The 20,880-nt window shown below is 56.3% G+C and carries 21 protein-coding genes; 7 read left to right on the forward strand and 14 right to left on the reverse strand.

Annotated features, from left to right (window positions below; translation table 11 throughout):
• Positions 1–14 precede the first annotated feature (14 nt).
• The 4 genes from C2U40_RS14765 to C2U40_RS14780 form a co-directional block, all read right to left on the reverse strand.
• Positions 15–1,061, reverse strand: a complete 1,047-nt coding sequence (locus tag C2U40_RS14765) for an efflux RND transporter periplasmic adaptor subunit (protein ID WP_103829224.1) — start codon at positions 1,059–1,061, stop codon at positions 15–17.
• 15 nt (positions 1,062–1,076) lie between these two features.
• A complete protein-coding gene (locus C2U40_RS14770; protein ID WP_103829225.1) occupies positions 1,077–4,139 on the reverse strand; it encodes an efflux RND transporter permease subunit in 3,063 nt (1,020 codons plus the stop codon).
• Positions 4,140–4,309: 170 nt separating this feature from the next.
• Positions 4,310–6,634, reverse strand: coding sequence for an acyl-CoA dehydrogenase (locus tag C2U40_RS14775; protein ID WP_103829226.1), 2,325 nt, complete (start codon positions 6,632–6,634; stop codon positions 4,310–4,312).
• 48 nt (positions 6,635–6,682) lie between these two features.
• Positions 6,683–7,336 carry a TetR/AcrR family transcriptional regulator gene (locus C2U40_RS14780; RefSeq protein ID WP_011705252.1) on the reverse strand — a complete coding sequence of 218 codons (654 nt, stop codon included), beginning with the start codon at positions 7,334–7,336 and terminating at the stop codon, positions 6,683–6,685.
• A 469-nt stretch (positions 7,337–7,805) separates the two neighbouring features.
• Here C2U40_RS14780 and C2U40_RS14785 point away from each other — a divergent pair, with 469 nt between their 5' ends.
• Complete coding sequence (locus tag C2U40_RS14785) at positions 7,806–8,546, forward strand: phosphatase (protein WP_011705251.1); 741 nt, start codon at positions 7,806–7,808, stop codon at positions 8,544–8,546.
• 96 nt (positions 8,547–8,642) lie between these two features.
• On the opposite strand, the gene C2U40_RS14790 is transcribed toward C2U40_RS14785, so the two are convergent.
• From C2U40_RS14790 to C2U40_RS14820, 7 genes are all read right to left on the reverse strand, one after another.
• Positions 8,643–8,996 (reverse strand): MBL fold metallo-hydrolase, encoded by a 354-nt coding sequence (locus tag C2U40_RS14790; RefSeq protein ID WP_103829227.1) that lies wholly within the window; start codon positions 8,994–8,996, stop codon positions 8,643–8,645.
• Positions 8,986–9,453 (reverse strand): PaaI family thioesterase, encoded by a 468-nt coding sequence (locus tag C2U40_RS14795; RefSeq protein WP_103829228.1) that lies wholly within the window; start codon positions 9,451–9,453, stop codon positions 8,986–8,988. Before C2U40_RS14795 ends, C2U40_RS14790 begins: the two co-directional genes overlap by 11 nt.
• Positions 9,454–9,506: 53 nt before the next feature.
• Positions 9,507–9,848, reverse strand: coding sequence for a carboxymuconolactone decarboxylase family protein (locus tag C2U40_RS14800; RefSeq protein ID WP_103829229.1), 342 nt, complete (start codon positions 9,846–9,848; stop codon positions 9,507–9,509).
• Positions 9,849–9,876: 28 nt separating this feature from the next.
• Complete coding sequence (locus tag C2U40_RS14805) at positions 9,877–11,586, reverse strand: FAD-dependent oxidoreductase (RefSeq protein ID WP_103829230.1); 1,710 nt, start codon at positions 11,584–11,586, stop codon at positions 9,877–9,879.
• A gap of 34 nt (positions 11,587–11,620) precedes the next feature.
• Positions 11,621–12,604, reverse strand: a complete 984-nt coding sequence (locus tag C2U40_RS14810) for an SLAC1 anion channel family protein (protein WP_103829231.1) — start codon at positions 12,602–12,604, stop codon at positions 11,621–11,623.
• 336 nt (positions 12,605–12,940) lie between these two features.
• Positions 12,941–13,462, reverse strand: a complete 522-nt coding sequence (locus C2U40_RS14815; protein ID WP_103829232.1) for a NifB/NifX family molybdenum-iron cluster-binding protein — start codon at positions 13,460–13,462, stop codon at positions 12,941–12,943.
• Positions 13,437–13,757: a DUF134 domain-containing protein gene (locus C2U40_RS14820; protein WP_042648361.1), complete on the reverse strand. Its 321-nt coding sequence runs from the start codon at positions 13,755–13,757 to the stop codon at positions 13,437–13,439. The genes C2U40_RS14815 and C2U40_RS14820 overlap by 26 nt, the downstream gene beginning before the upstream one ends.
• A gap of 222 nt (positions 13,758–13,979) precedes the next feature.
• Between C2U40_RS14820 and nrdG the strand changes: the two genes are divergently transcribed.
• Positions 13,980–14,564 carry an anaerobic ribonucleoside-triphosphate reductase-activating protein gene (gene nrdG, locus C2U40_RS14825; RefSeq protein WP_103829233.1) on the forward strand — a complete coding sequence of 195 codons (585 nt, stop codon included), beginning with the start codon at positions 13,980–13,982 and terminating at the stop codon, positions 14,562–14,564.
• Between the two features lie 37 nt (positions 14,565–14,601).
• The gene (locus tag C2U40_RS14830; RefSeq protein WP_103829234.1) at positions 14,602–14,802 is read left to right on the forward strand and encodes a peptide deformylase; all 201 of its coding nucleotides are present in this window, start codon (positions 14,602–14,604) and stop codon (positions 14,800–14,802) included.
• 37 nt (positions 14,803–14,839) lie between these two features.
• Here the strand turns inward: C2U40_RS14830 and istB are convergent, their stop codons facing one another.
• Together istB and istA are read right to left on the reverse strand one after the other, a co-directional pair.
• The gene (gene istB / locus C2U40_RS14835) at positions 14,840–15,595 is read right to left on the reverse strand and encodes an IS21-like element ISAs29 family helper ATPase IstB (protein WP_000194037.1); all 756 of its coding nucleotides are present in this window, start codon (positions 15,593–15,595) and stop codon (positions 14,840–14,842) included.
• A 14-nt stretch (positions 15,596–15,609) separates the two neighbouring features.
• Positions 15,610–17,151 carry an IS21-like element ISAs29 family transposase gene (gene istA / locus C2U40_RS14840; protein WP_103829338.1) on the reverse strand — a complete coding sequence of 514 codons (1,542 nt, stop codon included), beginning with the start codon at positions 17,149–17,151 and terminating at the stop codon, positions 15,610–15,612.
• Between the two features lie 281 nt (positions 17,152–17,432).
• Here istA and def point away from each other — a divergent pair, with 281 nt between their 5' ends.
• The 3 genes from def to C2U40_RS14855 all read left to right on the forward strand — a co-directional run bounded on the left by def (position 17,433) and on the right by C2U40_RS14855 (position 19,335).
• Positions 17,433–17,741 carry a peptide deformylase gene (gene def, locus C2U40_RS14845; protein ID WP_324828705.1) on the forward strand — a complete coding sequence of 103 codons (309 nt, stop codon included), beginning with the start codon at positions 17,433–17,435 and terminating at the stop codon, positions 17,739–17,741.
• Positions 17,742–17,910: 169 nt separating this feature from the next.
• The gene (locus tag C2U40_RS14850; protein WP_158656445.1) at positions 17,911–18,924 is read left to right on the forward strand and encodes a competence protein CoiA family protein; all 1,014 of its coding nucleotides are present in this window, start codon (positions 17,911–17,913) and stop codon (positions 18,922–18,924) included.
• A 24-nt stretch (positions 18,925–18,948) separates the two neighbouring features.
• Positions 18,949–19,335 carry a hypothetical protein gene (locus C2U40_RS14855; protein ID WP_103851002.1) on the forward strand — a complete coding sequence of 129 codons (387 nt, stop codon included), beginning with the start codon at positions 18,949–18,951 and terminating at the stop codon, positions 19,333–19,335.
• On the opposite strand, the gene C2U40_RS14860 is transcribed toward C2U40_RS14855, so the two are convergent.
• Positions 19,289–20,326: a Fic family protein gene (locus tag C2U40_RS14860; protein WP_103829332.1), complete on the reverse strand. Its 1,038-nt coding sequence runs from the start codon at positions 20,324–20,326 to the stop codon at positions 19,289–19,291. The two genes, C2U40_RS14855 and C2U40_RS14860, sit on opposite strands and share 47 nt — an antisense overlap.
• Positions 20,327–20,479: 153 nt before the next feature.
• Between C2U40_RS14860 and C2U40_RS27010 the strand changes: the two genes are divergently transcribed.
• Positions 20,480–20,866 carry a transposase family protein gene (locus C2U40_RS27010; protein WP_146054417.1) on the forward strand — a complete coding sequence of 129 codons (387 nt, stop codon included), beginning with the start codon at positions 20,480–20,482 and terminating at the stop codon, positions 20,864–20,866.
• Positions 20,867–20,880 lie beyond the last annotated feature (14 nt).

The following is a 20,880-nucleotide window of genomic DNA, read 5'->3' on the forward strand; positions in this document are numbered from 1 at the left end:
GCGAAACCGCCGCCTCAGCCGCGAAACAGTTCGACCTTGTCGCCGTCCTGCAGGCTGCCTGCACCGCGTACCACCACCCTGTCACCCTGCTTGAGCGCCCCGCTCACCGCCACCTGCCGGCTGTCGCCAAACAGCACGGTCACCGGCACCCGGTTCACCGTCAGCTCCTCGCCGCGCTGCTCCACCTGATAGACCACGCTCCCCTCGGTGTTGAGCACCAGGGCATCGCGCGGCAGCAGCATGGTCTGCTGCTCCGCCAGCGGCAGCGCCACCCGCACCGGCGAGCCGATGATGAAGCGGCCCGCTTCGGGCTTGAGGCGCAGCTCGATGAGGCGCGACTTGGGATCGGCGCTCGCCGCCCGCTGGTAATAGACCCCGTGGCCGCTGAGCTGCTCCCCTTCCACCCGCAGCCGGGTCTGGGGCGCCAGCTGGCCGGCCCAGACGATGGGGGCCTGCAGCCGGATGTCGGGCTGATCGGGATTGACCAGCTCCAGTGCCTGCTCGCCGGCATCCACGTGCTCTCCCGGCTGGATGAAGTGGTTGTTCACCACCCCGTCGAACGGCGCGAAGATGTGGCTTCTGCGCAGCTGCTCCTCAATCTGGCGTACCTGTACCCGCGCCAGCCGCTCGGCCAGTTCAGCCTGCTCCACGTCGTAGCGGGCCTTGTCATACTGGCTCTGGGAGGTGCTCTTCTGGCGGTGCAGCGTCGCCAGCCGGCCAAACTCGGCGCGGGCGAAGCGCACGTTGCTCTCCCACTTGGCCTGTTCGGCCTGGGCCTGCTCCAGCGAGAGCCGCAGCGCCGCACTGTCGAGGCGCAGCAGCTCATCCCCCTTGCTGACCCGGCTGCCGAACTCGGCGATCCACTCCACCCGGCCGCTCACCTCGGCGCTGAGCGCCGCCTGCTGGCGACTCGCCACCGTGCCGCTGACCCAGATGCTGGCTGCCGCCTCCCCCCGGGTCACGTCCGCCAGGGTCACCATCTTGCCCTGCGCCAGCGCGGGGAACACGCCCCCCGCCAGCAGCGCCGCGCCCACTACCATCCTTGTAAAACCGAGTGTCATCGATGAGCTCCTTGCTCAGGCCCGCTGGCGCAGGGCGAGCGGTGATTCGACCCGCTCTCCCAGTCGCAGGAAGGCGGGCAACAGGATCAGGGTAAACAGGGTGCTGCAGCTCATGCCGCCGACGATGACGGTAGCCAGCCCCCGGTAGATTTCACTGCCCTCGCTCGGGCTCAACATCAGCGGCAGCATGCCGAAGATGCTGGTGAGGCTGGTCATGGCGATGGGCCGCATCCGGCTTTGCAGGGCATCGGCCACCGCCAGCTGGCGGCTCATCCCCTCCCGCTCCGCGGTGCGGGTCTGATGCACCAGCAGGATGGCGTTGTTGACCACCAACCCCAGCAAAATGACGAAGCCGATGATGGTCAGCAGATCCATCGGCAGCGGCACCAGGAGGCCGCTCAGGTGCAGCGCCAGCACGCCGCCGACGGTGGCAAGCGGCAGGGTCAGCAGCACCAGCACGGCATCCTTGAGGGAGGCAAACACCCCCCACAACAGGATCAGCAGGATCATCACGGCAAACAGGAAGATGGCCCCCAGGTTGCCGAGCGCCTGCTGCAGGCTGTCGGCATTGCCGGAGACGCGCAGCTCGCCGCCGGCGGGCAGCAGTGGCCGGATGGCGGCAAAGCTTTTGCTCTGCAGGGTATCGAGCACCTGCTCCATGCTCATCCCCGCCGGGGGCGAGATCTGCAGGCTGATGCTGCGCCGGCCGTCGGCCCGGAAGATGCTGGCCGGCCCCATGTCGTGCTCCACCCGCAGCAGCTCGCCGAGCGGCACGATGCGCCCGGACGGGGTCGCCAGCGGCACCGCCTTGAGCTCGTCCGGGTTGGCCGAGGTCTGCCCCATCAGCATGATGTCGAGCCGCTCCTCCCCGTCGAAATACTCGCCAACCCGCAGCCCGTCGCCGAAGGTCTGGATGATGGCGGGCATGGGGGTGCGATCCCAGCCCACCTCGGCCAGACGTCTGTCCTGCGGCACCAGCCGCAGCTCGGGGGCGGTAAAATCGAGATCCGGCTGCGGCCTCACTTGGGCGCCAGGCAGATCCTGCTTGACGATGGCCATGGCGGCCCGCGCCGCTTGGTAGAGCTCGGCCAGATCCCCCCCCTGCAGCAGCAGGGAGATGCCATTCTCGCTGTCAAAACCGCCGAACAGCGACCCCTGGCCGCCAAACACCTGGGTGTCGGGGATCCCCACCAGCAGCTGCTTCATCAACAGCTGCTCCAGCACCTTGATCTGCTCCTCCTCTTTCGGCCGCACCCCGATCTGGGCGCCGCCCGGGTAGCGCAGGATGTAGTAGTTCTTGAGGGCCGGCTCCCGCTCCCCCTTCATGTAAGGGGCGAGACGGGCGATCAGGGTGTCGATCACCTCCTCCCGCTGGGCCTGGAGGTTAAAGCCCGGGGTGAAGTTCATCCAGACATCCACCGCGTCGCGTTTCACGTCCGGCAGATAGTCCATCTTCGGCAACAGGGCCCAGGTGGCCAGCGCCGGCAGGCTCATCATCAGGGTGATGACGGTCCAGCGCTGGCGGGAGGTGCCGGTCCAGCGGATCACCCGTCGGGTGGTGCCCTGCCACAGCCCCTCATAGGGATCGATCAGCCGCTCACGTCCCATCCAGCACGCCGCCACTGCCGGCAGCACGGTCACCGCCACCAGCATGGAGACGGTCACCGCGCAGGCGATGGTCAGCGCCAGATCGGCAAACAGCTGACCCTCCACGTCGTTGAGCAGCAGCACCGGCAGGAAGATGGCGACTGTGGTCAGGGTGGAAGCCACCAGGGCGGTCCACACCCGGCTGGTGCCGTCCAGCGCCGCCTCCGCCTTGCTCAGATCCCCCCGCTCGTGGCGCCGGTAGATGCTCTCCAGCACCACAATGGCGGCATCAAGCACCATGCCCACCGCAAAGGCGATCCCTGCCAGCGAGATGACGTTGAGGGTCCGCCCCAGCACCTTGAGCAGGCAGAAGGTGAGCATGATGCTGATGGGAATGGCGATCGCGATCATCAGGGTCGCCTTGAGCTGGCGCAGAAAGACCCAGAGGATGGCGCAGGAGAGCAGCACGCCGAGCCCCAGGTTGGCAGTCACCATGCCCACCGCCCGGTTGATGTAGAGGGAGGCGTCGAACGACTGCTCCATGTGCAGGCCGACCGGCTCCAGCACCTCGCGGTTGAGCTCGCCCACCTTGAGCTTGATCGCCTCCAGCGCAGCCAGGGCGTTGGCACCGCTCTCCTTGAAGATCTGGGCCGCGATGGCGGTGTTGCCGTTCTGGATGCGCAGCACCGGGTTCTCCTCCCGGGCCAACCTGACCTCGGCCACATCACGCAGGTAGATGGGCAGGCCGTCGCGCCAGTCCACCACCTTGTCCCCCAGGGTCGCCACGTCGTAGCGGCCGGCAAAGCGCAGCTTGTACTCCCAGCGGCCAATGTCGAGGGTGCCGGCGGAGACATCCCAGCCGGTGCTGGCCCGGCTGGCCAGTACCGGGATCTCCACCCCCAGCTCGGCGGCGCGGTAAGGATCGAAACGGATCTGGATCTGGCGCTCGTTGATCCCCTCGATGTCGACCGTCGACACCCCGGGGATGCGCTCCAGCTCCGGCTTGACCCGCGCCTCGATCAGCGCCTGATGATCGTCGATCTGCCCCTTGGCACCGGGCAACTGCTGGATGAAGAAGAAGGTGAGGGTGTCGTTGCTGCTGTAGTTGTTGACGTAGGGGCCGCCAATCTTGTCCGGCAGGCCGGAAACCCGGTTCAGACGGGAGATGACGTCGAGCTGGGCCCGCTGCATGTCGGTGCCGAGGGCAAACTCCAGGTCGATTTCGGTAAAACCCGGGAAGCTGTTGCTGGTGAGGTTCTTGAGCCCCTGCACCCCCTGCATCTCCTGCTCGATGGGGTCGGTTATCTCCGACTCCATCTCCTGGGGCGAGGCCGAGCGCCAGTCCACCGAGATGTTGAGGTGCGGGCGATCGATGTCGGGAAACAGCTGGATCGGCAGCCCCCGGATGCTGAGCAGGCCCAGCAGAAAAATCAGCACGATCGAGACCGCCACCCAGATGGGGCGTTCGATCGCCGTTTTGGCGAGATTCATTCACTCTTCCTGAGTTTGTTGTTGTCGGCCATTCCGCTGGCCTTGCTTCCTGCCCCAAGGGTGGGGGGCCATTGCATTAAACTGGAATTAATCGAGGTTGTAAATGCAGGGTTAACAAACAAAAAAACCGGCCATGACGGCCGGTTTCAGGTTCAGGAGTGAGCGCTCTCTCAGGCGGCGTGCACCACCGGATTTTGCTGGGATAATCCCTCCAGCTCGCCCGGGGCGAAGTTGTCCACCTGGATCGCCTCGTAGCGCAGGGCATCGGCGGCCAGCAGCTTGTCCGCCTCGTCCTTGCTCAGGATGGATTGGGACAGGGCAGCGGCAACCAGCTCCGGCAGCGCCAGTTTGCGGGGCAGTTTGCCCTCTTTCTGGGCCTGCACCAGTTTCTTCTCGTAGGGCTGCACTGCGACCATAGCCAGGAAGGCCCGCTCCATCAGACCGACCGGATCCGCCTCGTCCTTGCCTACGTAGCACAGCGCCGTCAGACGGTCGCGGAACTCACCCGGCTTCATCATGGCCAGACAGATGGCGTGGCAGCGATCGTCGGCCGGCATCTGGTAACCGACGCCGAACGGGAACACCACGCGCTTGAGCACGGCACCCACCACCTTGTTCGGGAAGTTCTGGAAGAAGCCCTCGAACGCCTTGCCAATCAGGTAGAGGTTGCGCTCCACCGCGTACTGCACGAACGGCAGATCGGAGACCATGCGGCCCTGATCCTCGTAGTGCTTGAGGGTGGCGGAGGCCAGGTAGAGGTGGCTCAGCACATCACCCAGACGAGCGGAGATCATCTCCTTGCGCTTGAGATCGCCACCCAGCATCAGCATGGAGACGTCGGCGCACAGCGCCAGCCCTTTACTCATGCGGGACAACTGCTTGTAGTAGCGTGCGGTCTCACCGCTCACCGGGGAGCCGTTGAACTGGCCCAGGGTCAGCCCCTGGAACAGGGAACCAAAGAAGTTGCCGGCACCAAAGGCGATGTGCTTCAGCAGCAGGGCGTCAAACTTCTCGAGACCGCGCTCCACATCGGTATCGGCCGCCGCTTCCAGCTCGGCAAACACGTACGGGTGGCAGCGGGTGGCACCCTGCCCGAAGATCATCAGGTTGCGGGTCAGGATGTTGGCCCCTTCCACCGTGATGGCCACCGGAATACCCATGTAGGCGTAGCCGGTGTAGTTTTTCGGGCCCAGCTGGATGGCACGGCCGGCGTGGATGTCCATGGAGTCATCCATGATCTGGCGCGCCATCTCGGTCATGTGGTACTTGGAAATCGCGGTGACGATGGCCGGAGCCTGACCCAAGTCCAGGGAGCCGGCGGTCATGCGGCGGGCCCCTTCCAGCTGATAGGTGAGGCCGCCGATGCGGGCCAGTGCCTCTTGCACACCTTCAAACTTGCCGATGGACATGCCGAACTGCTTGCGCACGTAGGAGTAGGCGCCCACGGTGCGGCTCGCCATGTGACCACAAGCGGTGCCCAGAGCAGGCAGCGAGATGCCGCGACCGGCGGAGAGGCACTCCACCAGCATGCGCCAGCCGCGACCGGCGTAATCCGGGCCACCGATGATCCAGTCGAGCGGAATGAACACATCCTTGCCGAAGGTCGGGCCGTTCAGGAACGCCAGACCCATGGGGTAATGGCGATCACCGACGCGCACGCCGGGGTGGCTGGTCGGGATGAGCGCGCAGGTGATGCCAAGCTCTTCCTTGTCACCCAGCAGTTTTTCCGGGTCATAGAGTTTGAACGCCAGCCCCAGCACGGTGGCACGAGGGGCCAGGGTGATGTAGCGCTTGTTCCAGTTGAGGCGAATACCCAGCACCTCTTCGCCCTTGTGCATCCCCTTGCAGACGATCCCCTTGTCAGGGATGGCGCCCGCATCGGAGCCCGCTTCCGGCCCGGTCAGGGCGAAGCAGGGCACTTCCTTGCCGTTGGCCAGCCCCGGCAGCCAGAAGTCCTTCTGGGCCTGGGTGCCGTAGTGCATCAGTAGCTCGCCCGGGCCAAGGGAGTTCGGCACCATGACGGTGACCGCCACGCTCAGGCTCTTGGTCGCAATGCGGGTGACGATGGTGGAGTTGGCAATCGCCGAGAACTCACGGCCGCCGTAGGATTTCGGGATGATCAGGGAGAAGAAGCCTTCGTTCTTCAGATAGTCCCAGACCGGCTCCGGCAGGTCTTTGGTCTCGTTGACGATCTTGAAGTCGTCGACCATGGCGAGCAGGGTTTCGACCTGGTTGTCGATGAAGGCCTGCTCCTCGGCGGTCAGCTCGGCCTTGCCGTAGCCGTGTAGTTTTTTCCAGTCGGGGTTGCCGCGAAACAGCTCCCCATCCCACCAGACGGAGCCGGCTTCCATGGCCTCCCGCTCGGTGGCCGACAAGGGCGGCAGTATCTTCTTGAAGATGCCGAACACCGGGCGGGTGACCACCTTTTTACGGATGGAGGGCACGCCGAGCACGACGGCTATCGCCAGCACCAGCAGGATAAGCAATGTGATCATACTCAAGTTCCTTCTATTTCACTGTTTCCGTTGATTTATTGTTGGTTGTTACACGGCCAGGGAGAGCCTGGTCGACTCCACGGGCGCCCCGACACCGGACGCCAGATAAGGAATGACGTTGCGTACCAGCCCCTCCACATCGAGCTGCTGGCCGAAATCGGCCTGGGCGATGTCGCGCAGCGCATCGGCCGAGGCCATGGTGAACACGACGGTGCCCAGGGTGAAGTGCAGCCGCCAGAACAGATCCGCCGGCGACAAGGCCGGGTTGGCCTTGGAGATGGCCTGGGTGATCCGTTGCAAAATGGGGCCGTAGTGGGCGGTGATGAAGCGGCGCAGGTGGCCCTGGCTGTCGATGTAGCCACGACCCAGCAGCTGCATGAAGATGGCCGGGCCGTTGGTGCGCACTGCCACCAGCTTCATCAGCGGGTCGACGAAGCTCTCGAACACCTGCAGCAGGGTCAGCTGCTCCTGCGCCATCAGGGTATGCAGGCGTGCATCCAGCTCGGGCATGAACAGGCTCAGATAGCGATCGAGCACCGCTTGGATCAGCTCCTTCTTGGAGCCGAAGTGGTAGTTCACCGACGCCAGGTTGACATCGGCCTCGCTGGTGATCAGACGCAAAGAGGTATCGGCGAACCCCCGTTCGGCAAACAACACCTCAGCGGCATCGAGAATACGGTTTTTGGTATCGATTTTACTCACAGGACACCTCACTTAAACGAATGTTTAAAAAGTACGTTTCACAACCTTTTGTGTCAAGAGAATGTGAACGGGTGTTAGTGAAATGTTTTTGTTGAAAATGGGGAACAAGGCGGGAACTTCACGGACGAATCGGACTCTATATCTATGCCACTGCAATTAAACATTAAGTCTCGCCCAACCTGCTTCATGCTAGTTGGGCATTTTTTTGCCCGGTAACCGTTCAGCGCGCTGGCAAACAGGCAAAAAAAAACCGTCGCAGGGCGCGACGGCGGGGAAATGAGGTTGCACCATCCTGATCCAACCCATCGATGCGAGTTCAGGCTTTCATCGATGACGCCATCATGACCGCCAAGCGTGTTCAAACTTTGTCAGCCAGAGCCCAATTTGTGACAAAGTATGACAAGCCACGACATGGTCTCGACCCGCCGCCTTTGCTATGCTGGCGCCTCACGCCAGAGGGGAAGATAAGATGAAGTACACGGTCGATACCCACACCCACACCGTCGCCAGCACCCACGCCTACAGCACCATTCACGACTACCTGCCCATCGCCAAGGCAAAGGGGATCAAGCTGTTCGCCACCACGGATCATGGCCCCGACATGGCGGACGCCCCCCACTTCTGGCACTTCGTCAATCTGCACGTGCTGCCACGGGTGGTCGACGGGGTCGGCATCCTGCGCGGCATCGAAGCCAACATCAAGAACATCGACGGCGAGATCGACTTCCCCGAGCGCTACGAGTCGCGGCTCGACATGATCATGGCGGGCTTTCACGAGCCGGTGTTCCCCCCCTGCGACCAGGCCACCCACACCCAGGCCATGATCAACGCAATCAAGAGCGGCCGGGTCGACATGATAAGCCACCCCGGCAATCCCGCCTTCCCCATCGATATCCAGGCCGTGGTCAAGGCGGCGGCAGAGTATCGAGTAGCGCTGGAGCTCAACAACTCCTCCTTCAGCCACTCCCGCCCGGGCAGTGAAGGCAACTGCCGCGCCATCGTCGAGGCGGCGCGGGACATGGGTGCCTACCTCACCTTCGGCTCCGACTCCCACGTGGCCTTCAGCCTCGGGGATTTCGAGCACTGCCACCGACTGGTCACCGAGGCCGGCTTCCCGGCAGAGCGGATCCTGGCGCGCTCCCCCCGTGCGCTGCTCGATTTTCTCGAAAGCCGTGGCCGGGCCCATATTCCGGAGTTCGCCGACCTCTGACATTGACCGTAACTCCATGAGCCCACTCATAAAACTGAGTACAGCTCATTGACTTGCCCCGCTGTTTTCGGGAATCTAGTGGCACGCCGGTATAGCTCAGTTGGTAGAGCAGCGCATTCCAATACTACGTACCGGCTTCTGGGGGTGACGACTATAACGCGGCAAAATCACACTCGGATGGGCCATGACCGGACACTGGACACCCATTTGCCAGAGAGTGTCCAAGCCACCGGAATGATCATAATGGCCATGACTGAGCACCACCATCTGACAGTCGTTTAACCGGATGTCTAGCCGTTCGGCATTGGCAAGCAGTGTTTGACCCGAGCCGGTATCAAACAGCAAATTCAGCTCGGGTGAATGCAACCAGAGCGCAAAGCCATGTTCAGTCTGTAACTCACCTTGACCATGATTGTCACAAAGCACCGTGATCTGGATTTCAGCAATCATGGGCCATACTCCCATCAGGTGGTGCGATAAACTTGGCAGAGGCACGAGCCAGGCGCTGCTCTCCGGCGATGCACTGTCCGGCAATATGCAACCCAGAGAGTAGCCATGCTTCGAGCTGATAGATGCCCCGCCGCTGCCCAAGTAGCTGGGCACAGATCGTAATAGTCTGACCCACGCAGATCGGTGCAACGAATCGAACCGTCAACTCCGCGGTCAGCGCCTTGATTCCCTGCATGAATAAACAGTGTGTCATCGCAGCATCGAGTAAGGTGCTGGTCATGCCACCGTGCAACAGTCCGGTGTAGCCCTGATGTTTCGGGCTCACCACAAAGGGAGCTCGCACGGAACCATCCGGTTGTTGCGAGAACGCTAGTTCCAAGGAGTCCGGATTGTTGTCACGGGAGCCACAAACCATGCAATGGGCATGACTTGGTTTGGCATTGAGATAGGGTGTCATCCATTCCTTCTTAGCGGCAGGCCGATAACCAGACTGCCGCATCGGATCATCAATTAACTGGCTAACTCGTCTACGGCTGCCAGCGCCTGTGTGCCATAGATCACCGCAGGACCGCCGCCCATCAGGATGGCAACATCAATAGTTTCAACCAGTTCCTGCTTACTCGCCCCAGCCTTCAGCGCCGCTGCCACATGGGCCGCGATGCACCCATCACAGCGGGCAGCAATCGCAATTGCCGTTGCCATCAACTCTTTATGTTTAATGCTGAGTTCACCTTCGTACATCGCTGCTTTGTGCAAAGCTAGAAATGCATTCATGGTATCTGGACTGGCCTTGCGATAAGCCGATCCAAATTGACGTTGTTCCTGATTAATCTCTGTGTAGTTCTTAGCCATAAATACCTCGACTAGTTGTTGTTGCAGATCAAAACGAATCGATAACCATCTGATAGGTCTTATAGCCCCCAGTCAGATTGCGAGCTTGAAACCCGTTTTGTACCAACATGCGATAGGCAACATGTCCGCGCAAACCGACTTGGCAAGCCACCAAAATTTCTTTATCGACGGGCAGCGTATATAAACGATCCCGTAACTCATCGAGTGGAATATTCAACGCATTCGGAAAGGAACCTGATACCTCCAGCTCTGGCGGATTTCGAACATCCAGCACAACTTGATCGGAAGCTCCCAGCAGTAGTTCTTCGGTGTGACAAATCGCCTCATCACCATTCATCACATTACTGGCGACCATGCCTGCCTGGTTCACCACATCTCGCGCAGAGCCAAAAGGGGGCGCATACGTCAGTTCCAGGTCTGCCAACTGCTGAACGGTCATGCGGGCACGTTGTGCAACAGCTAAAACATCAATTCGTTTGTCGATACCATCCAAACCAGCAGCCTGGGCCCCCAGGATCTGGCCATCCGTTGGATCAAACAGTAATTTCAAGGTCACCGGGTGAGCACCGGGGTAGTAACTGGCGTGGCTAGCGGTATGCACGTAAATCTTTTCATAGGTCATATTCAAGCGCTTGAGTGTTTTTTCATTCAAGCCTGTACTGCCAATTGCCATGTCAAACAATTTGCAGATCGCTGTGCCTTGTGTCCGGCGATAATGCTCATGGCGACCGAGCATATTGTCCGCAGCAATACGTCCTTGCCGATTAGCTGGCCCTGCCAACGGCACCAGTGCCGCGTCGCCGGTAACGAAATTCTCCGTCTCCACCACATCGCCAACCGCATAAATATCCGGTTCAGACGTTTGCATGGCGCTATTAACCTTGATACCGCCCAGAGCACCTAATTCCAGACCAGCTTTTGCGGCCAGTGTCGTTTCAGGTTTTACCCCAATGGCAAGGATGACCATGCCTGTCTGCAACATATCGCCGGAACTCAGCATCAAATCCAGATCATGGGTATGTGTGACGGGTTTGTCATATACAGCGGTCGCTTCAGGCTCGGCAGGATGGAAGTCAGCCACAGAAATGGCCGCCAAACCGGTTTTAAGACGCAAATCGATGCCTTTTTCACACATATGGCGGTGTAACATATTGGCCATTTCACGATCAACCGGGGCCATAACTTGATCGGAGAGCTCCAAAAGGGTTACGTCAATCCCTCTATGGTGCAGTGCTTCAACCATCTCCAACCCAAAAAAACCACCCCCGACAACAGTGGCGTGCTTAGGCTTCTCTGCGGCCAGTGCGACCAGGATCTTATCCATATCCGGTATATTGCGCAGACTGTAAACATGATGACTATTAATGCCCGGTATTGGCGGTTTGATCGGTGACGCGCCAGGGCTTAATAACAACTTATCATACGACTCCAGATAGGTTTCCCCCGTCAACGTCTGCCGAACCGTTACGGTTTTATTCTTGGCATCAATGTCTATAACGTCATTAAATACACGAACGTCAACATTGAATCTGTTTTTGAAACTATCAGGCGTTTGAAGTAGCAAGGCATCCCGTGACTCTATTTCACCGCTGATATGGTACGGCAAACCACAGTTGGCAAAAGAAACAAACTCCCCACGCTCGAGAACTATGATTTCAGCATCTTCTTCCACTCTTCTTGCCCGTGCAGCGGCTGATGCCCCACCGGCGACACCACCGACAATTACAATCTTCGTCATAAAAATTCCTTACGGTACGATCAATTAACAACTTTTATTCAGGTCGACACAATTCAGCAGCAAATACAGCTTTTACGGTGCGGACTACCAACCAGGACAATAAAACAGTCAATAAACACAACAGCACGCCCGATAACGCTTGGAAAAATAGAGATGATGTTAGATGTGTCATTTTTATGGTGGCAATAGTTAAAGCGGCTAAAGGGAAGGAATAGGCCCAGGAAGAGATAAAAAATGGCACTTTGAGAAATCTAAATATATTCATCGCAAGCAATAGGCCCAGAAACAGCGCCATGTAATAAATAATCCGCGCAAAAACGTCTAGCTCACCCACCATGCCGATATAGGAAACAAATCCTACAGAGGGTGGGGCCAAAAGAATAAACAACATGGGTGTCATACGAGCAGGTAAAGGCTCATGAAAGAACAGTCGGTACATAATGATCGTGAGTAATACGATCCAAAAAACGATCCCGATGCTGAAACAAAACCAGCTCAGCTCGGTATAACCCAATTGGCTGCCCGTAATGGGAACAATAATATTACCCACCACAGGAATAAACCAACTTGGGTTCGCATGTGATAATGTGTAGTGAGTATGGTGTATCCAGCTGCTCATCACATATAAGGTGAGCGCAATTTGCAAGGCGGAGCCTATCCCCCACAAGGTGGTTGCAACCATAATTTCCTGTTGCCAGACGACTGACAGCAACAGCAGGCTAATAGAAAATGCAGGGAAGAAGTTTATACGGACTGGATGCCTAACTTCCTCAAGGACAGCCCCCGGATAGCGCCATATTTTGATAGCATAAATGATAGAAATGACTGCCATGCTAATTGATGTAACATAAGCCAAACACAGCCATATTGCAGAATTATGAAAAAACAGATTATCAGCACCTTTCCATGCCAATGTAAAACCAGATAACCCCATGATTACAGAAAAGAAAGAAACAGGGAAATATGCAACTCTCGGTGTGTCTTGGCCTGACTCATTCAATATTTCATTTGGATTCATTTTAGTCACCACAATTAGGGAGGTGATTTAAAATTACTACATTAGACATCTCTAATGCAACGATTCTTTCACCACAAAGCATCATCATGACGATACAAGCATGCATAAGCTTTTGATTATCCGGCGATTAAAACTAGAAAAACACCTAAAATAGCCGGTTAGCATTAAAACTGTTAATATTCGACATAAAATTTTTATTCGGGCAATAAAAGTCCTGACTGTATATCGAGTAGATATACAGTCAAATTAACTATTCTTGTCAGCATCGCCTGATGACAATAAAGCCAGTTTTATTACCGTTATTGTTGTTCGTTACCTAAACTCAACGATATCCACTTAGGAGTGACAGCAACGCCCATGGCCTCGACCTTGCATTTGTCCCTGACGGCAGTTTGCTTTTTTGGGGTGATGTTGTTCACTCGACTGGCAACAATGTCCTGCGGGGTCGCTCCCCTCGTGTCCTTCGTGCCCACAGCCGCAACCTCCTGACTTCTTCTTCGTCTCGTGATTCAAGGATTGACGGCCTTGGCTGGCCTGATTGAGTTGCACCAACCCGCTGGCGACAGGATTACCAAGGTCGCTGGCTAAACGACGCCCGCAGTTAGTCTGGTAGACGGCAAACTGTCGAGCTAACAACTTACCCAACATCTGTTCGCCAATATTGCGCACCACGACTCGGTTAACCTGTTGTTCCGCCAACAGATCGACCATTTTCTGTTTTCCTGCACAATTGGCTGCCAGTGCAGGGTTATCAATGCGATTTATTTCAACGCCTCGTTCATCCAGAAACACCAGGCAATCAGCTTTGGTGAAATGGCTTGCGACCCGATCATCATTCATTGGAATGGCAGTGATCATGTTTTGTATCTCCTTCGTCCTCAAGGTGCATCATGAGCGCCTTGCCCTGAGTCAAACAGTCCACAACCTTGAAACGAGCTGCTTTCAGGACATTGGCGAGTGTCTGCCGGGAAACCCCCATTTCAACAGCCGCTTCTTGCTGCTGCATGCCGAGTAAATCAACCAATCGCAAGGCTTCAAATTCATCATCTTTCAAGCGCACTTGCTCCAATTGACTCATGGGGCGAGCATTCGGCTTGAAGCAACTATCCGCTGGGCGGCCGCAGATGTTGCGTGGGATCTTGGGTCTAGCCATGGGGGCTCCTTGTTGGCATATGCTATATATACACCTCGTATGTGGCATATGCAATAATTGATTGCGAAAATGCAGTGATCTGCCTAATCTGTTAAAAGCACGGTTGCTTCAACCTTTTTGAGAAATTAACCATAACTTTCAGATGGTTAAATTGAGTCATCAAAAGGCATTCACGACCTGCCGATAAAATCAGGCCTATCATAATGAAGTTTGAGGAAAATTATGCATTACCACCAATACTACCCCATTGATGTGGTGAATGGACTTGGGACTCGTTGTTCGCTGTTTGTTTCCGGTTGCGAACATCAGTGTAAAGGTTGTTACAACCAATCAACGTGGCGGTTGGACTCCGGTTATCTCTTTACCCAAGAAATGAGCGATCGAATCATCGCTGACCTCAAGGACACCAAAGTTCGAAGAAGAGGCCTCAGCCTCTCAGGTGGCGATCCTCTTCATCCAGCTAATCTTGTCGAGATATATGCGCTTGTGACTCGAGTAAGAAATGAATGTCCCGATAAAGACATCTGGTGCTGGACCGGCTACCGACTGGATGAACTAACACCGGATCAACGCTCCATCGTTGATCTCGTGGATGTTTTGATTGATGGAAAATATATAGCCGAAATTGCGGATCCAAGTTTGGTCTGGCGAGGAAGTAGCAACCAAGTAATCCATGAATTTGATCGCTCAGGCGCATGGTGGCGGCAAAGTTCGCAGAACATCGGAACATCACAGCTGCACGCACTCAGTAGTTCCGCCAGGGTAAGCGATCAGCCCGTAACGAGACAGTGCGGTAGCCGTTCCTGATCGACTATGCCAATCCAATGAATCGATGTGAGACTGTATGGCCATTTTAGAAATTCTGACGCTCCCTGATCCCCGCTTGTCCAAAAAAGCCAGACCTGTGACTGAGGTCGATGCTATTCAGCCGCTAATTGAGGACATGCTAGAAACCATGTATCACTCTCCCGATGGTGTGGGTTTAGCCTCGACGCAGGTCGGTGCGTATTCCGGCGAAGTTGAACAGCCATTCCGGCCAACGTGAACACCCTGATCCTTAACGCGCTCACGTCACCCCGTTTCTAACTCGAGTGTTCAGATTGGGTCAACTCACTTCTCCTCTTTCTCATCGATTCTCCCTTCAGTGACAGCCGGTGAGCGTTGTGCATCAGCCGGTCCAGGATCGCATCTGCCAGAGTGTTGTCCCCCAAGCTCGCGTACCACTCTTCCGTTGGCAGCTGACTGACCACGACCGTCGAGTATTTCCCGTACCGATCATCCATGATCTCCAGCAGGGCGTTGCGCTGCTCGGCATTCACCGCTTCCAGTCCCCAGTCATCCAGGATCAGCAGCTCTATCCTTGCCAGTTGACCCAGCAGTCTGGCGTAACTGCCATCTACCTTGGCCTGGCTCAGCTCAAGTAGCAGACGCGGCAGCCGGTAGTAACGAGTGCTGTGCCCCTGCTGACAGGCTTGGTAGCCCAGCGCACAGGCTAGGTAGGTTTTTCCGCAGCCACAGGGGCCGGTAATGAGCAGGTTCTGGCCCCGGCGCAGCCACTCTCCTTGGGCCAGGTTTGCCACCTGTGACCGCTCCAGGTTGCGTGCAGACTGGTAGTCCACCTCTTGCACCGTGGCCTGGAGTTTGAGCCTCGCCTGCTTGACCAGCCGAGCTTGTTTACGCTGCTCCCGGCTCAGTTGTTCGTGTTCGACCAGCAGGCTTAGCCGCTCGATGAAGGGCAGCCCTTCGTAGGTACTTGCCTGTTCCAGTTGTTGTTGCACGGCATCCGCCATGCCAGTCAGTTTCAGGTGTCTCAAGCGGGTCAGCGTTTGTTGGGTCATGGGACGTATCCTCTCTAGTGGAAGCTCTGGGGGCCGCGGATGTTCTCGTGCTCTTGCGGCAGTTCTGGATAACTGAGCGGACTTGCGGGCAGTTGGTCGCGGCCACTGGTCAGCACCGGCTTGAGCTGCTTGAGCCGCACCAGTCCTTCCCGGTTGGCCAGCTGGCAACAGGCTTCGACTCGTGATGGCGGATACTCCCGGCTAAGACTCAGCAGTCCCAGGCAGAGTCGGTATGCCTGCTCGGCATGGGCTTTCTCTGCCAGCCGTTCGCTAACCCAGCACAAGGTGCCCGGTCCGATGTCGGCAGCCCACTGCTTAAGACGCCCTGGCGTCCAGCGTTGCTGCTTGCTGTGACGTTCCGGCATGTGCTCAGGGAGTGTGCTCATTCCCGGGATGGTTTTACGCGGATGGCTCGCGACCAGCTGTTGCTGGTGATAAACCTGAAGCAGGGTATCGCCCGCATGGAGCTCCAGTTGCTGACCCACATACTGGTGCGGCACCGAGTAATGGTGCTGCTCATAGCTGACGTGATAGTCGATGTTGACCTTGACCGTTTTGATGGCGACATAGCGATAGGGATGCACCGGTAGTGACCCCAGTGCCGGGCGGTCCAACTGCTCAAATGCGTCACGTCGGTTACCGGGCAGTTGCTTGAACGGGCGCTCGTTGAGCTCATTTAACAAAGCCCGGATGCACTGGTTGAGCTCGGCAAGCGAGAAGAAGGTCTGATGGCGTAGACGGGCCAGGATCCAGCGCTCGACGATCTGCACACCCACCTCGGCCTTGGCTTTGTCCTTGGGCTTGTAAGGACGAGCTGGCATCACCGCCACCTGATAATGCTCGGCCAACTGCTGGTAGCTGGGGTTGAGCTCGGGATCGTATCGGCAAGCCTTGCTGACACCGCTCTTGAGGTTGTCGGGGATCAGTAGTGCCGGTGTACCACCGAAAAACTCAAAGGCACGGACATGGCTTTGCAGCCAGTCCGGCAGTGACTGGGACCAGGTGGCCTCGGCAAAGGTGTAGTTGGACGCACCAAGCACGGCGACAAAGATCTGGGCCTGACGGACCTCACCCGTAGTCGGCGAGACGATGGGCACCGTGGGCCCGCAGTAGTCGATAAAGAGCTTTTCCCCCGCCTTATGGATCTGGCGCATGGAGCGCTTTTGCAACTGACACCAGGACTTGTAACGGTCACAGAACTGGGAGTAGCTGTAACAGCTATTGGGATAGCGCTGGGTGTACTCCTCCCAGAGCAGCTGTTTGGAGACCCCCTTGCGCTTGAGCTCCTGATGGACAGAGGGCCAATCCGGTACAACATGGCGGGCCGAGATGGTGGTATCGGCCTGCGGATAGAACAGGGCCGCCAGTTGGCCATCATCAAGCTCGATAGGTAAAGGCCAGGTCAGGCCGAGCGTCTGGGCACTTTTGAGGAGTTTCTGGATGGAGCCAACGCTGACCTTGGTGCAGCAACTTATCTGGCGAACAGAGAGGTCAGCTTCCAGCCGCAGTCGCAGCACTTCACGAATTTTACGCATTGCAATCCTCTTGGCAGACATAGGCTCTTCCCTGGCAAAAGGGAGAGCGTATCAAAGGTTGTTAAATCAATGCGTTAAGGATGATTCTGGTGAATGTGAACAGTGATTCCGGGATGTTGAACACTGTTTCCGGAAAGGAGGTGCAAAGTGTTCAGGTTGAACCGGAATGAGCGTTCACGTTGGTCCGGAAATGGTGTTCACGTTGAACCAGAATCGGTGTTCATGATCGGCCGGAATATGCAGTCGGGCGACAGGAAGCCATCATCGTCATCGACTATTCAGAAACGCGGGACCAACCACTGATTTTGCTAAATCCGCACATCACGACAACCAGTGAGGAGATGGTTTGTGGAACTGAGGGGTGCCTTTCCATTCCTGATTACTACGCCGATGTGGAGCGTTATTCCGCAATAACGGTTTCCGCGTTAGATCGAGAGAGTAGAAGCATTCAGCTAGAGGCTGATGGCTTTCTGGCTATTGCCTTACAACACGAGATTGATCATCTGAATGGTGTGCTATTTATCGATCATCTTTCTCCACTGAAGAGAAATATCGCGCTGCGAAAGGCTAAAAGAATCAAACGCGCACAATACCAAGATTGGGTGAGATGAGAGGAATACAGAAAAAATCTGTCCTCGGGATCACTTCATGTTGCGAATGCGGATGACGTCATGGCTCATTGGGTCGTTGCACCGTTGCGTTGTGGGTAACCCAGCCCTATGACTTTATGCAACTCATTGGCCAAATTCAGCATTCACTTGCTATTAGTAGTCAGTTCCCATGTTGCTGCCGATAAACCTCATCTTGGGGGTTCTCAGTACGCCTCCAAAAGCAAAAGATACAGCGGTACGTTACACATTGGTCAGGTTAATGCGATTAAGTGGTCAAACTCAATGCGACTGGATGGTCAAGCAAGTGCGATTACGCACATGTCGTTGCCCCAGCTGCGATGCGCGGCTGCAGGCAAGGAAGGGAGACGTTAACGAGCACCATTTTGCTCATCACGATAGCAGTGCAGAGTTGTGTGAGTTTGCGCTTGAAACCAGCATTCGCTTAATGCTGCTGGAGACGTTAGGACAGATCCAGTCGATCAGTACGCCGGTTTTTTTGTGGGGAAAGGAGACCATCATTCGCGGACGAGAAAATGTGGCACTGACATTCGATCTCGACTTGTCACAGGGTAATCAAAGCCCGCATTTCATCTATAGAACGCCGCAAAACGATGACTACCGAGTGGGTCTCTACCTGCCTGCCGCCGGACAAAACACGCCACCGCTTTGGTTGGAGGAGTTCACCACAGCAAAGCCAAAAATCGGACTATTGCAGCTCAACTACAGAGCGATTGCCGAGCAGCTACAGGGCGGTCACAACAACGAATATGTCGCCAAGCTGATCAGCATTGTTCAAACCGAGACCAAAGCGCTGAGCTGGCTTTACCATCCACGCTATCAGGAGCGGGTGAAACAACGCCAGCAGCAAGAAGAAGAGAAGCGCCAGCAACAACACAATGAACGGCAGGCTCGATTACAGCAGTATCCAATACTGCAAGCACAACAGGCAGAGCAAGTATTACAAGCCAAAACCCGCTTACAGCTGGCCTACCATGACCTGGAGCACCGCCCCTACGGCTCCAATCAAGAATGGGCGCCGTTGTCGGGTGAGACAGTAAGTAAGGGGAACTGCGTCCGCCGCTGCCGCATTTGCGGAGCACCGGTGGACCCACCCACTTCTTCCGGTTGCTGCCGTAACCGCCAGTGCTTCATTGCACGACGAAAATATGGCATTCGATGCTGAACCACTCAACAAGTCGAGGAAGAAATGGACGACTACATGCCCCAGCTGATCCGGATCATGCCCGACTATGGTGGCGAATACGTCTTTGATGAAGATGGTGGGGTAACTCGGTTAACTTTGGTGTTTGAAGAACATCCCAATATTGAAAGGATTACTGAGATCGAATGGGGTCTTTTGAAAGTTGCCGACTGGATTGAACACTGTGAATTCCTAGGCGAAAAGATCCCTTGGGAGAAAATTGATACCAGTGGACTGCAACTGGCGCAAGAGATGGCCATCGCCCTCGGCGACATCGGCATTCCTATCGTTTATCAATTGAGTGATAAGGATCGAACGCAGATCCATATCAGCAACACAGGAGAACTTAATCCGGCAACACTTCCCAGCAGCCATTTTTACGTGGACCGTTGAAACTCAGCTTGTTGGCCTTCTTCATGTCGGAGACTGCTCGCTCAACCGTGGATTTAGCGACTCCAAGCTGCTCAGCCACTTCCTTCAGCGTGAGATTGGGAGCCGCGTTCAATAACTGCAAAACCTTCTCCTGCGTGTTTGTGCGCCGTTTAACTGGAGTTTTCACACTCGTTTCAACCTGCGTTTTTACCCGCGTTTCTACCAGCATATCCGACGGTGAGCCCTGCTGCAGCTGAGTTCTCCACGTTGTTAATGCTTCGAAGATGGCATCCAACAAGAACTCAACAAAGCTGGCGTCATCCTTTCGCAAGATAGCCTTGTTCAATTCACGTTCATATCCGGGAATGTCAGCGCATAACATTGATTCGAGAGGCAAATAAGCCAAATTCGGATACCACAGACCCAGCACCTGTTTTTGCCAAAGCAACGCGAGAATTTCGTTGCCCTCAAGGAAGGGAGATAACCGTCGGATCTCGAAATGGACCACACAGGAGGCGATCAGGGGATGAATCTTTGATTCCTGAAACCAGGAAAACAACCGATACATCCGAGTCGATACATCATGATAGCTAGGAACTTGGCACTGCAATGAGCCATTATTGGAGACCTCATTGGAACGTCTGAACTCTCCAGGTGCCTGACTGATCCCTGCCGACAGATGAGCGTGAGCTGAAAGCAGCCCATCGACAGACGTGGTATCTATGGTCGGCAATTGGCTGAATAACATCGCAAGGTTACGCACAAGCTGACTCACCCGCTCTAGTTCAGGTAACGATATCCCCTGACACATCGATCGGATTTGCTCAGACTCCAGCGTTGTATGCTCAAGTGTCAGGAGCGATTGGATGCTGCGGATATGACCATCGGAATCAGGCGAGACGATCTGCCGACCGACCGTGTGCAGTTGCAATGATCCGACCAACTCGGCAATGTTGCAAACTTGGCTGGCCATCCGATGAGTCAGGGCAAAGGTAATAGACGGTTTTTTCATGCCAGCCTCTGACTGATTCCATCAACGGTAGATAACGCACCATACCAAAAATTTAGGTTCTTCGCGCAAGCGTGGGGAAAGGTAAGTTGACAGACAGGGATCGGGTAAACTGGTAGTCGCCAAACAAACCGGTTCCTTCACCCTGCTGTCACTATGCATGATATTAATTTTGCCTCGTTCTGGCCAGGCTACGACGTTTCTGTCCATAGCCGCTGTGCCACACAAATTACTTTCGCTCTTGAACCTCGTTCTAACCACCTGCCTCTTTGTGGCAAGTGTCATCAGCCCTGCCCATTGGTCCACGATCGTCGCACCCGCCTAGTCCGTGACCGCGATCTGTTTGAACTGCGGGTTCGCCTGCAAGTCCCCATCCGTCGCGTTGACTGCCTGCACTGCGGCCGGGTGTCTGAACATATCGCGTGGTTGCCTCCCAGTTCACGCATCACACAACGATTGCAGAGCTGGGTTGAGGCCTTGCTTGAGTTGATGCCCATCAGTCATGTGGTAATCCCCCCGAAAAACCAGGGTGCTCATAAGTAGAATTTTCCCGTACC

Origin of the sequence: Aeromonas sp. ASNIH4, from assembly GCF_002934425.1 — a bacterium.
GTDB classification, from domain to species: Bacteria; Pseudomonadota; Gammaproteobacteria; order Enterobacterales; family Aeromonadaceae; genus Aeromonas; species Aeromonas hydrophila.

Bases quoted from the DNA above. Each gene is read 5' to 3' on its own strand.
- C2U40_RS14765 (WP_103829224.1), bottom strand. From the start codon at position 1,061: ATGACACTCGGTTTTACAAGGATGGTAGTGGGCGCGGCGCTGCTGGCG.
- C2U40_RS14770 (WP_103829225.1), bottom strand. From the start codon at position 4,139: ATGAATCTCGCCAAAACGGCGATCGAACGCCCCATCTGGGTGGCGGTC.
- C2U40_RS14775 (WP_103829226.1), bottom strand. From the start codon at position 6,634: ATGATCACATTGCTTATCCTGCTGGTGCTGGCGATAGCCGTCGTGCTC.
- C2U40_RS14785 (WP_011705251.1), top strand. From the start codon at position 7,806: ATGAAGTACACGGTCGATACCCACACCCACACCGTCGCCAGCACCCAC.
- C2U40_RS14790 (WP_103829227.1), bottom strand. From the start codon at position 8,996: ATGATTGCTGAAATCCAGATCACGGTGCTTTGTGACAATCATGGTCAA.
- C2U40_RS14795 (WP_103829228.1), bottom strand. From the start codon at position 9,453: ATGACACCCTATCTCAATGCCAAACCAAGTCATGCCCATTGCATGGTT.
- C2U40_RS14800 (WP_103829229.1), bottom strand. From the start codon at position 9,848: ATGGCTAAGAACTACACAGAGATTAATCAGGAACAACGTCAATTTGGA.
- C2U40_RS14805 (WP_103829230.1), bottom strand. From the start codon at position 11,586: ATGACGAAGATTGTAATTGTCGGTGGTGTCGCCGGTGGGGCATCAGCC.
- C2U40_RS14810 (WP_103829231.1), bottom strand. From the start codon at position 12,604: ATGAATCCAAATGAAATATTGAATGAGTCAGGCCAAGACACACCGAGA.
- C2U40_RS14815 (WP_103829232.1), bottom strand. From the start codon at position 13,462: ATGATCACTGCCATTCCAATGAATGATGATCGGGTCGCAAGCCATTTC.
- C2U40_RS14820 (WP_042648361.1), bottom strand. From the start codon at position 13,757: ATGGCTAGACCCAAGATCCCACGCAACATCTGCGGCCGCCCAGCGGAT.
- nrdG (WP_103829233.1), top strand. From the start codon at position 13,980: ATGCATTACCACCAATACTACCCCATTGATGTGGTGAATGGACTTGGG.
- C2U40_RS14830 (WP_103829234.1), top strand. From the start codon at position 14,602: ATGGCCATTTTAGAAATTCTGACGCTCCCTGATCCCCGCTTGTCCAAA.
- istB (WP_000194037.1), bottom strand. From the start codon at position 15,595: ATGACCCAACAAACGCTGACCCGCTTGAGACACCTGAAACTGACTGGC.
- istA (WP_103829338.1), bottom strand. From the start codon at position 17,151: ATGTCTGCCAAGAGGATTGCAATGCGTAAAATTCGTGAAGTGCTGCGA.
- C2U40_RS14850 (WP_158656445.1), top strand. From the start codon at position 17,911: ATGTTGCTGCCGATAAACCTCATCTTGGGGGTTCTCAGTACGCCTCCA.
- C2U40_RS14855 (WP_103851002.1), top strand. From the start codon at position 18,949: ATGGACGACTACATGCCCCAGCTGATCCGGATCATGCCCGACTATGGT.
- C2U40_RS14860 (WP_103829332.1), bottom strand. From the start codon at position 20,326: ATGAAAAAACCGTCTATTACCTTTGCCCTGACTCATCGGATGGCCAGC.
- C2U40_RS27010 (WP_146054417.1), top strand. From the start codon at position 20,480: ATGCATGATATTAATTTTGCCTCGTTCTGGCCAGGCTACGACGTTTCT.